Annotated in this window: 12 protein-coding genes; 2 read left to right on the forward strand and 10 right to left on the reverse strand. The window is 60.1% G+C overall.

What is annotated here, in order from left to right; genetic code table 11:
- Positions 1 to 78: 78 nt before the first annotated feature.
- The 6 genes from EXR36_14355 to EXR36_14380 all read right to left on the reverse strand — a co-directional run bounded on the left by EXR36_14355 (position 79) and on the right by EXR36_14380 (position 2816).
- Positions 79 to 786 (reverse strand): tetratricopeptide repeat protein, encoded by a 708-nt coding sequence (locus EXR36_14355; protein ID MSQ60778.1) that lies wholly within the window; start codon positions 784 to 786, stop codon positions 79 to 81.
- Positions 787 to 820: 34 nt separating this feature from the next.
- Positions 821 to 1099, reverse strand: coding sequence for a hypothetical protein (locus tag EXR36_14360; GenBank protein MSQ60779.1), 279 nt, complete (start codon positions 1097 to 1099; stop codon positions 821 to 823).
- Positions 1100 to 1120: 21 nt separating this feature from the next.
- The gene (locus tag EXR36_14365; protein MSQ60780.1) at positions 1121 to 1693 is read right to left on the reverse strand and encodes an adenylate/guanylate cyclase domain-containing protein; all 573 of its coding nucleotides are present in this window, start codon (positions 1691 to 1693) and stop codon (positions 1121 to 1123) included.
- Positions 1694 to 1744: 51 nt separating this feature from the next.
- Positions 1745 to 1981 carry a hypothetical protein gene (locus tag EXR36_14370; GenBank protein MSQ60781.1) on the reverse strand — a complete coding sequence of 79 codons (237 nt, stop codon included), beginning with the start codon at positions 1979 to 1981 and terminating at the stop codon, positions 1745 to 1747.
- A 136-nt stretch (positions 1982 to 2117) separates the two neighbouring features.
- Positions 2118 to 2546, reverse strand: coding sequence for a PIN domain-containing protein (locus EXR36_14375; GenBank protein MSQ60782.1), 429 nt, complete (start codon positions 2544 to 2546; stop codon positions 2118 to 2120).
- Positions 2547 to 2816 (reverse strand): AbrB/MazE/SpoVT family DNA-binding domain-containing protein, encoded by a 270-nt coding sequence (locus EXR36_14380; GenBank protein ID MSQ60783.1) that lies wholly within the window; start codon positions 2814 to 2816, stop codon positions 2547 to 2549.
- A 340-nt stretch (positions 2817 to 3156) separates the two neighbouring features.
- Here EXR36_14380 and EXR36_14385 point away from each other — a divergent pair, with 340 nt between their 5' ends.
- Entirely contained in the window at positions 3157 to 4260 is a 1104-nt protein-coding gene (locus tag EXR36_14385; GenBank protein MSQ60784.1) for a patatin-like phospholipase family protein, read from the forward strand.
- Positions 4261 to 4310: 50 nt separating this feature from the next.
- Here EXR36_14385 and EXR36_14390 read toward each other — a convergent pair whose 3' ends face one another.
- From EXR36_14390 to EXR36_14405, 4 genes are all read right to left on the reverse strand, one after another.
- Positions 4311 to 5228, reverse strand: coding sequence for an SMP-30/gluconolactonase/LRE family protein (locus EXR36_14390; GenBank protein MSQ60785.1), 918 nt, complete (start codon positions 5226 to 5228; stop codon positions 4311 to 4313).
- Between the two features lie 2 nt (positions 5229 to 5230).
- The gene (locus EXR36_14395) at positions 5231 to 6028 is read right to left on the reverse strand and encodes a crotonase/enoyl-CoA hydratase family protein (protein MSQ60786.1); all 798 of its coding nucleotides are present in this window, start codon (positions 6026 to 6028) and stop codon (positions 5231 to 5233) included.
- A gap of 80 nt (positions 6029 to 6108) precedes the next feature.
- Positions 6109 to 7185, reverse strand: a complete 1077-nt coding sequence (locus EXR36_14400) for an acyl-CoA dehydrogenase (GenBank protein MSQ60787.1) — start codon at positions 7183 to 7185, stop codon at positions 6109 to 6111.
- Positions 7185 to 8327, reverse strand: coding sequence for an acyl-CoA dehydrogenase (locus tag EXR36_14405; GenBank protein ID MSQ60788.1), 1143 nt, complete (start codon positions 8325 to 8327; stop codon positions 7185 to 7187). The genes EXR36_14400 and EXR36_14405 overlap by 1 nt, the downstream gene beginning before the upstream one ends.
- Before the next feature lie 97 nt (positions 8328 to 8424).
- On the opposite strand from EXR36_14405, the gene EXR36_14410 reads away from it, so the two are divergent.
- Positions 8425 to 9987 (forward strand): PQQ-dependent dehydrogenase, methanol/ethanol family (locus EXR36_14410; protein ID MSQ60789.1); only part of this gene is annotated, 1563 nt, incomplete at its 3' end.

A 9987-nucleotide genomic window follows, 5' to 3' on the forward strand; every position in this document is an offset into this window, starting at 1 on the left:
GGATTGTTCGAGGTGGTATAGCGCCAGCCGGTACATTCCTTCCCCCGCCAGCGGGGGAAGGCTAGGATGAGGGAAACCTTACTTCAATCCTGCCTTGCGCAGATTGCCCAAATACCGGTCACGGTCCTCCAGCCTTTTCCAGTTTTCAAACTGGTCTGCCTTCTCGATGGAGGTTCCGGGCTCGAGCTGCAGGGCTGCTTCGATCTCGCGTTGCGCATCCTGCATTCGCCCAGCCTCAACGTAGGCATACGCCGCATGCAGCCGGAGCAAAACCCACTTGGGTGTCTTCGAGATCGCGGCCTCAAAGTGTTCAATCGCCTTATCGAGCCGCCCCGTCAGTTGATTAGCCTTCCCGAGCTCGAAATCGTACCAAGGTTCTGGGAACGGGTTAAGGGCCACGGCTTTCTCCAGATAGCGTCGAGCGGCTTCAGGCTCCCCAGAAAGTGTAAGGAGGATCCCGAGGACAGCACTGGCCTGTGCGCCGTTCGGCTGCAACTCAACCGCCTTCTTTCCATAAGCGACGGCCGGGTCGTGATCAGCCAACAGCAGCGAATGGATCATGCCTAGCACGGAGTACGCGTCGGGTGGATTGGGGTCAAGCCGTAGAGCTTGATTCGCCGCCTTCAGGGCCTTTTGTGTCGAACCCTCTCGGCTGTCACTCCAATAGAAGTTTGCGTCGTTGAAGTGGGCCCAGGCCAATCCTGAGTAGGCGAGTGCGAAGCCGGGGTCGAGCGCAATAGCCTGCTCGTGGAAAGCACGGGCCTGTTTATTCGAATCTGGCGACATGATGAATCGCTGCTCATGCCCGCGCAGATAGGCCTCATACGCCTTGGGCGTTGGTCAGGGTCTTGTGCCAGACTCGCGCGTCCTCACCGGCAACGAGCTTCACGTCCAGTTCGGTCACGATCTGGCGCGTAATCTCGTCCTGAACCGCGAATAAATCCTTCAAGTCGCGATCGAAACGCTCGGCCCACAGGTGATTGCCTGTAGTCGCATCGATCAGCTGAGCGTTCATCCGAATGCGAACACCGGACTGCTGAAGGCTACCCTCCAGCACGTAGCGCACCCCCAGTTCCTGGCTGATTCGGCGCACGTCCACTGGCTTTCCCTTGTAAGCGAACTACGAGTTGCGGGCGATGACCTTAAGATTGTAAAGCTTGGACAGATCGGTGATGATAGTTTCGCTGATCCCATCCGCGAAATACTCCTGGTTCGGATCGCCGCTCATGTTGACGAAGGGCAGCACGGCGATGGAAGGTTTGTTCGGCAAGGGAAGGGATGCGTTAGCGCTGGACGTGATTTTGGGTGGTGAAGATACCGGCGGCCGTTGTGAATACCACCACTCTCCTGCACCAGTGGCTAAGACGAGGATGGCAGCCACTACCGCAACCTTTCGCGGCGTGTTCGAGGCGGCCGCGCTGGCGGGCGGGGCGATTGGCATTATTCCGTGCTCCGGTTCCATCTGGTAGGCGCGCACCGGCCTTGCGATATTCTTGACTGTCTGCTCCCCGATAAATCTGAGAGAGATCGGCAGCTTGCCTTCGATCTGGTCATACATCGTTCCGGACAGGCATATTCCACCGGGTTCGGCGAGCGACTCCAGACGAGCGGCGATGTTGACTCCGTCGCCATAGACGGTGCCGTAGTCGCGGAGAATCACGTCTCCGAGGTTAAGTCCGATACGGAATTGCATGCGCCGGTGTTCGGCAAACTGGCGGTTTCTCCGGCCCAGATCTTTCTGGATCTAGAGTGCGCACTCGGTGGCTTGGACTGGACTTTCGAATACGGCCAAGGCGCTATCACCCGCCGTGTCGATTACTCGGCCCTGATGCCGCGCGATCTGTGCGGTGAAGACCGACCGGTACTCCGTCAGAGTGCGCACCGTCGCCGCCTCGTCGTCTCCCATGAGGCGGCTGTAGCCTGCCACGTCAGCGGCGAGAATGGCGGCGAGCTTGCGGGTTTGCGAAGGGTCTTCGTTCATCGAACAAAATCCGATAGCGCTAGATGCGGTTATGATAGCCCACTAGTGAGGCGAGTAGACTCTCGAAAGGGACGAGAGTGAACCGGCAGCCAAGTTGCACCGTGGTGCGAACACGGGAGCAACCTCGGTCTCTAATTCAGTAGCCCGCCGCCGACAGCACGCGATCCAAGGCGCCGGCGGTGGGTAGCATTTCTACTTCTCGAAGTGTGCGTCGGTACAAATGACCGAAGTCGGTCCGGTCTCCTGTCACAAGGAGATTGGCTCTTGCCTGTGCCGACTCCGCGAGGACCGGGGCATCCTTGGGGCCTAAGTCGTGCGCCGCGGCCCATTCGATATATTCCTTGTGTGGCTCCGGGCAGATCGTTAGAACAGCGGTAAGACGGGCGAATTCCGGTAGGCGTTCCTTGCGTTTGAATGCGAGATTGCGCCTTGCCTCTTCGATGGTGTAGGGTGAAGCCAGAAGTTCGCACAATCCCGCTTCGGCCAAGCGAAATAAGATACCTGGACGGCTCTCATTCAGGTATGCCGCGCTGAACAAGACATTGGCGTCGAGGAACAGGCGCATCTAGAGTTGGCGGTTCTTGATCTTACGTTTTTTGAGAGAGGCTTCCACGCGCGCTTGCTCTCGGGGCGTGATTTTGGCCTCCTCGGAGAACTCCTTCACTCTTGCGTCGCTGTAAATTTCAATGGGGAACACGAAGGCTTGGCGCAGAACAATGGCGCCATCGGCGCTGGCCTCGACCACCATGGGCGCCTCGTCTGGAATGGCCAGTTTTCGCAAAATGCCCTTGGGAATGGTGATTTGGCCCTTCTTGCCCAGTTTTACGAGATCCATTTGTGGTGTTCCGAAAGTTTAGGAAGTCAGGACACCAGAATCCCGGCAACCCGGTATATGGAATTGCCGATGCCCAATTTAGGACAATTATTTCACCGCGAAAGATGCAAAGATGCGAGAACATGGTCCGCCCGGCCCCTTCTAAATCCGCTCACAGAATGGCGCACGAAGAGGATTCGGTAATGTAGGGTTGTCTGTTGCACGCGCCGCCGAAGGCCATTACGTTCTTTAGATTTAGCTCCGGTTCTCGAAGCCTCGCGTTACCTTCGGGCAACCATCCCTGGTATGATCCTCCGCAACATTTCCCACGCATCGGTTGATGCCTAACAAAACCTGATTAATACTCGCGGGAGGCGGCGCCCGTGCCGCGTATCAAGCCGGGGTGCTTTCCGCGGTACGGCAACTGGTCGCGGAACGCGATAAAAATCCCTTCGCCATCATCTCTGGCACTTCGGCGGGCGCCATCAACGCCGCGGCCCTCGCCGTTTTCGCGGAGAACTTAGATGAGGCGGTCGGCCATATGCTCGCTGTGTGGGGTAATTTCCATGCCCGCCACGTGTACCGTGCCGACCAGGTTGGGATCGCGAAGACCGGCGGCCGCTGGCTTTCGGCGCTCGCGTTCGGATGGTTGGTGCGCCAGAATCCGCGTTCTCTACTCGACAATACACCGCTACGCCACCTCTTGTCATCGCGATTGGATTTCTCGCGCATCCAGCGTGCCATCGGCAACGGTGCCATGCACGCGGTGAGCATCACGGTTTCGGGGTACACGAGCGGAGAGAGCATCAGCTTCTTTCAAGCGGCGGCGTCCGCGCAACCCTGGTCACGCATGCAGCGCGCAAGGGTGCGCGCCGAGATCAAAGTCGATCATTTGCTTGCCTCCAGCGCGATTCCGTTTTTCTTTCCGGCGGTAAAGATAAACCGGGAGTACTTTGGCGACGGATCGATGCGGCAGATCGCGCCCATCAGCCCTGCCATCCATCTGGGCGCGGACCGTGTGTTGGTGATCTGCGCGGGCCGCATGGAGCGCGAGGAGCGGCGGCACGCCAGCGCCTATCCCAGCCTGGCGCAAATTGCTGGGCACGCCTTGTCGAGTATCTTTCTGGACAGCCTGGAGGCGGATATCGAGCGCCTGCAACGCATCAACAAAACCGTTAGTCTGATTCCCGCCGGTGCGCGCGAGAGCGACGGCGCCACGCTCCGGCCCATTGACGTCATTGTCATCGCACCTAGCGAACGCTTGGATTTTTTAGCCGCAAAACACGTGCGGGCGTTACCCCGCTCGGTACGCGCGTTTTTCGACGGGATCGGCGCGATGAATAAGGAGGGCGGTGCGCTCGCGAGCTATCTATTGTTCGAAGCACCTTACACGCGGGCCCTCATAGACCTCGGCTATCGTGACGCGATGGCGAGGGCCAGCGAATTGCGCGCGTTCCTCGTTTGATTCCGCGTTGGCCCAGGGACGGAGGAGCGTACGGAATCCCCAATTATTCGCTAGCTGTGAGAGAACATGGTCCGCCCGGCCACTTCCAAATCCGCTCGCAGAATGGTGCCCGAAGACGACTCCGTAATGTAGAGCTGTTTGTTCCCCGCGCCGCCGAAGGCCATGTTGGTGGTGAGATGCCCTTGCGGTGAACGGATGCGGTAGAGCGGTTCTCCGGCGGGGCTCATGCCCCAAACGCTGCCCAATCCAACATGGGCGATGATCAAACCACCCTGGCTGTCCAGGGCCAAGCCGTCGGGCCCCATGCCGCCGGACATATGAACATAGATACCGACCTTGGATACACCACCGTCGCGAGCCAGGGGCACGCGCCACACGCAATTGCCGCGAGTGACCGCGAGATAAACGTGGGTTTCTTCTAGATTCATGACCAGTCCGTTGGGGCTGGGTACGTTGTCGAGCAGGCAGATGACGCGCCCTTCGGGTGTCACGCGAAACAAACGGCCCGTGGGGTCGTGCAAGCCGGTGAGGCCTTGGTCGGTGAAGTACAAATCTCCATTGGAAGCGAAGAACAGATCGTTCACGCCCTTGAAGCGTTCCACGTTCGCGCGTTCGAGAAAGGGTTTCACTCGCTTCGTTTCGGGATCGAGCACCATGATGCCGTGCTTGTAGTCGGCGATGAACACGCGGCCGTCGCGATGAATTTTCAGGCCGTTGGGCCAGCCGTCGTACTGCGTGACCACGGAAAATTCACCCTTGGCATCCACTTTCAGAATGCGGCCGTTGGCGATGTCCACGCACCACAAATTACCGTCGCGGTCGAAGGAGGGCCCTTCGAGAAACGCCACTGCCGGAAAACCGGGCGGCTGGCCCCGCACCCACTCGTTATCGGGCGGTGCGCCACGAAGATCGGGCGGGAGTCTGGCCCAGACGGTGGCATCGATGGATTTCGGAGTCGCGTAGAACATGTTCATTCCCCCGTGAAATGCGGCGGGCGCTTGTCTAGGAATGCACTCACTGCTTCGTTGTGATCCTTGGTGTAATGGGCGAGCGCTTGATACGCCGCGGCCATTTCCAAGGAAGTGTTCAGGCTGGTATGCGCGCTTTCTCGCACCAAGCGCTTGGTAAGGCGCAAGGCGATTGCGGGATTGGCCGCGAAGCGTTGCGCGAAGGCGCGCGCTTCTTCCATGAGTTTACCGGCGGGCGTCACTTTGGATACCAATCCGCACGCCAGCGCGGCGGGTGCGTCGATGGTGTCACCGGTCAGCATGAGTTCCAGCGCTTTCGCCGAACCCACCACGCGCGAGAGCAACCACGCGCCGCCGTCGCCCGGAACGATGCCGAGCTTGACGAAACTCGATGCCATCTTGGCGCCCTCCGCCGCGATGCGCACATCGCACATGCAAGCGAGATCGAGCCCGGCACCGACGGCATGTCCATTGATGGCGGCGATGGTGGGCACATCGAGGTTATACAAAGCCAGCGGAATTCTTTGAATTCCATGCCGGTAGGTGTTGCGAATTTGCGCGGGCGAGCCGGCGGAGTAGTACTTCTTCTCGCGCATGTGCTTGATGTTGCCGCCCGAGGAGAACGCACTGCCAGTGCCGGTGAGGATCACCGCCTTCACACTCATGTCGCGGTTGATGCGATCGCAGGTGGCGACGAATTCTTCCATCTGCTCGGGTTCCGAGAGCGCGTTGCGCTCCTCGGGCCTGTTCATGGTGAGGGTGACGATGGAGTCTTGCTGGTCGTAGAGGAGGAAAGGCATTTTTGGGTGGAGGGAGGCGGGAGGAGGGAGGATAACCCATGGCCAAGACGACGATCGCCGAACGATTCGCCTCTCCGGTTTTAACCCCTCCAACCTCCTTCCTCCCACCTCCCTTGTTGTTCGATTATCAACGGCCACAACCCCTCTCCACCCCGCTCGCACACCTGCCGGCCGAGTTGCTCTGACCAAAAAGCGTGGGTGCCGAACTCGCTGCGCCAGGACCACAGGCGGCGGGTAAGGTAGTGCAGGCTGTGTTCGTAGGTGAAGCCGATGGCGCCGTGAACGGCATGGGCGATGGCGGCTGCTTTGCCCGCAGCTTCGCTCGCACGCGCTTTTGCGCAGGCGATGGCGAAACCCGGTTGTTCCTGTCCTGCCATGGCGAAGGCGTATTCGGCTGCGGTGGACACACTGGCCGACTCGCTGGCGAGCACGGCGAGTTGTTGCTGGATAGCCTGAAATTTTCCGATGGGTTTGCCGAATTGCACGCGGTCATTGGCGTACTGGACGCATAGTTCCGCCATGCGATCCATGGCACCGGCGATCTGCGCCGAGCGCACGAGCGCTCCGAAGTTTTGCACCGGATCGTTAGTGGCGTCCTTGAAATACGGCACCGCAGCTTGAACGGTTGCGCCGCTCATTTCCAAGCCGTCACGCGCTTCGCGGGCGATGTTCTGATTGCGATGGACGACGGCTTGGCTGCGCTTGGCGAGCACCAGATGCGGGCCCCCGTCATGAGCAACGCTGGTCACGACGAAGTCCGCCGCGCCGCCCCAGGGCACGGCATCCAGGCTGCCGTGCAAGCGCCACTCGCCAGCGCGCTTCTCAAGGCGCGTGCCGGCACTGGCGCGGCCCAAGGTGAGACGTCCCTTTGGAACCGGGATGCCCGCATGCTCCAGCAACCAACAGGCGGCCAAACTCTCGGGCAACGGCAGGGGTAGGGCGTGCCGGCCGCAAGCGAAGACGACGGGAAATAGGTCGGGCCATGGTGCGCCCACGCCGCCAGAGATTTCCGTCGCGGAGGCGCGCGCGAATCCGCCGTCGTCTAGCAAGTTGAAGAGCGTTTCTTGCCATTCGCCCGCTTCGGCTTTTTGCAGCAACGCCGCCGTGACATGGTCCGCGAGAATGCGGTTGATGCTGTCTTCGAATAATGCGCGCATTAGCGGACTCCCAGGCCGCGCGCGATGATGCCGCGCAGAATTTCTCGCGTTCCCCCGCGTAGTGAGAAAGAGGGGGCGAACTGAGTGATGTAGGCCAGCAACTGTTCGTAGTCTTCGCCGTCGAGCGAGGGCGTGCTTTCCATGAGGCCGTGAACCATCTCGGGAATGTCTTGTTCCAGAGTGGTGCCCAGATCCTTCACGTAGGCCGCTTCGGTGGCGGGATTCTCGCCCTTGTTCAGGCGCGCGGCGATGCTGAGCGACATTTGCCGGTACACGGCGAGTTTCGATACGATGCCGCCCACGACAATGGCCGAGCGGGCGTCAGGCTTGGGCCCCAAGCGGTCGATGAGTTCCTTGACCAGCGCATGACAACTCAGGAAACGCTCCGGGCCGCTGCGTTCGAGGGCCAGTTCCGCCACCACTTGCGCCCAGCCGTTCCCCTCCTGGCCGACCAAACTGTCATCACTTACCAGCACGTCTTGGAATACCACCTCGTTGAAGGAGTTGTCACCCGTCAGGTCGCGGATGGGGCGAACGGTGATGCCGGGCGCTTTCAAGTCGATGAGAAACTGCGAGAGCCCTTGGTGTTTCTCTGGCGAATCCGAGGTGCGCACCAGGGTAATCATGTAATCGCAGCGGTGCGCATTGCTCGTCCATATCTTGGCGCCGTTAATGCGCCACGCGCCACCGGCTCGCCGCGCACGAGTGCGGATGGAGGCCAGGTCCGACCCGGAATCCGATTCGCTCATGCCGATGCAGAAGGCCATCTCGCCGCGGCAAATGGCCGGGAGGAAGAACTCCTTCTGCGCCTCGGTTCCGTAGCGCAGGATGAGGGGGCCGCTTTGCCGGTCTGCGATCCAGTGGGCAATGACGGGAGCCCCCGCCGCCAGCAATTCCTCGACTATAACGTAGCGCGAAAGGGCGCTCATCTCGCCACCGCCATGGCGCTTGGGCCAAGTCACGCCGATCCATCCCTTGGCGCCTAGCTTGCGAGAGAATTCGGCGTCGTAGCCCATCCAGGATTTTCCCGCCTTGGTATGAGGACGGCCGCCAAGTTCCTGGCGCAAGAACGCCCGGACAGGCTCGCGCAGCGCCTCGGCTTCTGGCGGTAGCGTGCATAAAGGGAAACGCGATAAGGTCATGCGGCCGCCGGATCTGTTGTCGGCATGTTGATGGGGAATCGCCTGAAGCGAATTTTAGTGGTAATGTTATCAGGCGTACAGGTCTTCCGGTTCCACTATGGCCGCATGCCGGCTGGAGAGGAAACAGCGCGACTTGTGCGAAAACCAAGTAGCGTTTCTCGATAACGTGAGGAGATATACCAAAATGAGACAATCCAGACGCAAAGTACTGGCGGCCACGCTGGGTACTGCCGTTGTAATGGCAGCCACCACGGCATGGTCGCAGTCCGGGAATGAGTGGGCAAACTACGGGGGGGATCTCGCCAACACCCGTTACAGCACGCTCAATCAGATCAACACCGGCAACGTAAAGAACCTGAAGGTGCAGTGGATCCAATCCCTGGGTACCGTTGACACGCAGGAGACGTCCCCCATCATCGTGGGCGATACCATGTATGCCAGCAGTTCCACCGGTCCCAAGTATGTCTTCGCGCTCGACGCCAAGACCGGCAAGGTCAAGTGGAAGCACGAGCCGGAGCTACCCAACGACTACATGTCCACGGTGTGCTGTGGCTTGGATAGCCGCGGCGTGTCCTATGCCAATGGCCGGATTTTCTTTGGTCGTTTGGATGCCAAGTTGGATGCCCTCGATGCCAAGACCGGCAAGCGCCTTTGGTCAGTGGCCGTGGAAGACTACAAGCGCGGCCACGCCATCACATCGCCCCCAGTCGTATACAAAGACTTGGTGGTGACCGGGATCGCGGGCGGCGAGTTCGGTATCCGCGGCTCCGTTACGGCTTATAGGCAAGCCACTGGCGAGTTGGTATGGAGGACCTACACCATTCCCGGCCCGGGCGAGCCCGGCAATGAAACCTGGAAGGGCGACTCCTGGAAGACCGGCGCTGCCTCCACCTGGGGTGTGGGTTCCTACGATGCGAAGCTGAACACGCTTTACTGGTCCACCAGCAACACCGGGCCTTGGGGCGGCCACAATCGTAGTATCGATTCCAGCGACTTCGGCAGCATGTCCAACCTTTGGACGGCCGCTCAGTTGGCCTTCGATGGCGATACCGGCAAGATCAAGTGGGGCTATCAGTTCACGCCTAACGATGTGTGGGATTACGACGGCATCAACGAAGCCGTCCTCACCGACCTCAACATAGGTGGCAAAACGGTTCCGGTGATCACCCACGCGGATCGCAACGGGTTCTTCTACGTGCTCAACCGCGAGAACGGCAAGCTCATCTCGGCCGACCCCTTCGTGACGGTGAACTGGGCGACTCACGTCGACCTGAAAACCGGCCGTCCGGTGGAAGCGGCTAACAACGAGAAGCGTCCCCAATTGGGTAAGTGGGCACGTAACGTGTGCCCGAACCTGATCGGTGGCAAGAACTGGCCGCCCATGTCCCATAGCAAACAGACCGGGTTGAACTACCTGCCGGCCTTCAACATGTGCATGGACATCGCCACCAAGGACGAGGAGTACACGCCGGGTAAATTCTTCCTGGCCTCCGAGTTCAACCTCGACATGGCGGGTACCTCCGGTTCCCACTTGGCCGAGTTCTTGGCGTGGGATCCGGTTAGCAAGAAGAAGGTCTGGAGCATCAAGGAAGACCTGCCTTTCGTGGGCGGCGCGCTGACCACGGCGGGCGGACTGGTGTTCTACGGCAACCAGAAGGGC

This window comes from Betaproteobacteria bacterium, assembly GCA_009693245.1.
Lineage (GTDB): Bacteria > Pseudomonadota > Gammaproteobacteria > Burkholderiales > SHXO01 > SHXO01.

Bases quoted from the DNA above. Each gene is read 5' to 3' on its own strand.
- EXR36_14355 (MSQ60778.1), bottom strand. From the start codon at position 786: ATGTCGCCAGATTCGAATAAACAGGCCCGTGCTTTCCACGAGCAGGCT.
- EXR36_14365 (MSQ60780.1), bottom strand. From the start codon at position 1,693: ATGCAATTCCGTATCGGACTTAACCTCGGAGACGTGATTCTCCGCGAC.
- EXR36_14370 (MSQ60781.1), bottom strand. From the start codon at position 1,981: ATGAACGAAGACCCTTCGCAAACCCGCAAGCTCGCCGCCATTCTCGCC.
- EXR36_14375 (MSQ60782.1), bottom strand. From the start codon at position 2,546: ATGCGCCTGTTCCTCGACGCCAATGTCTTGTTCAGCGCGGCATACCTG.
- EXR36_14380 (MSQ60783.1), bottom strand. From the start codon at position 2,816: ATGGATCTCGTAAAACTGGGCAAGAAGGGCCAAATCACCATTCCCAAG.
- EXR36_14390 (MSQ60785.1), bottom strand. From the start codon at position 5,228: ATGTTCTACGCGACTCCGAAATCCATCGATGCCACCGTCTGGGCCAGA.
- EXR36_14395 (MSQ60786.1), bottom strand. From the start codon at position 6,028: ATGCCTTTCCTCCTCTACGACCAGCAAGACTCCATCGTCACCCTCACC.
- EXR36_14400 (MSQ60787.1), bottom strand. From the start codon at position 7,185: ATGCGCGCATTATTCGAAGACAGCATCAACCGCATTCTCGCGGACCAT.
- EXR36_14405 (MSQ60788.1), bottom strand. From the start codon at position 8,327: ATGACCTTATCGCGTTTCCCTTTATGCACGCTACCGCCAGAAGCCGAG.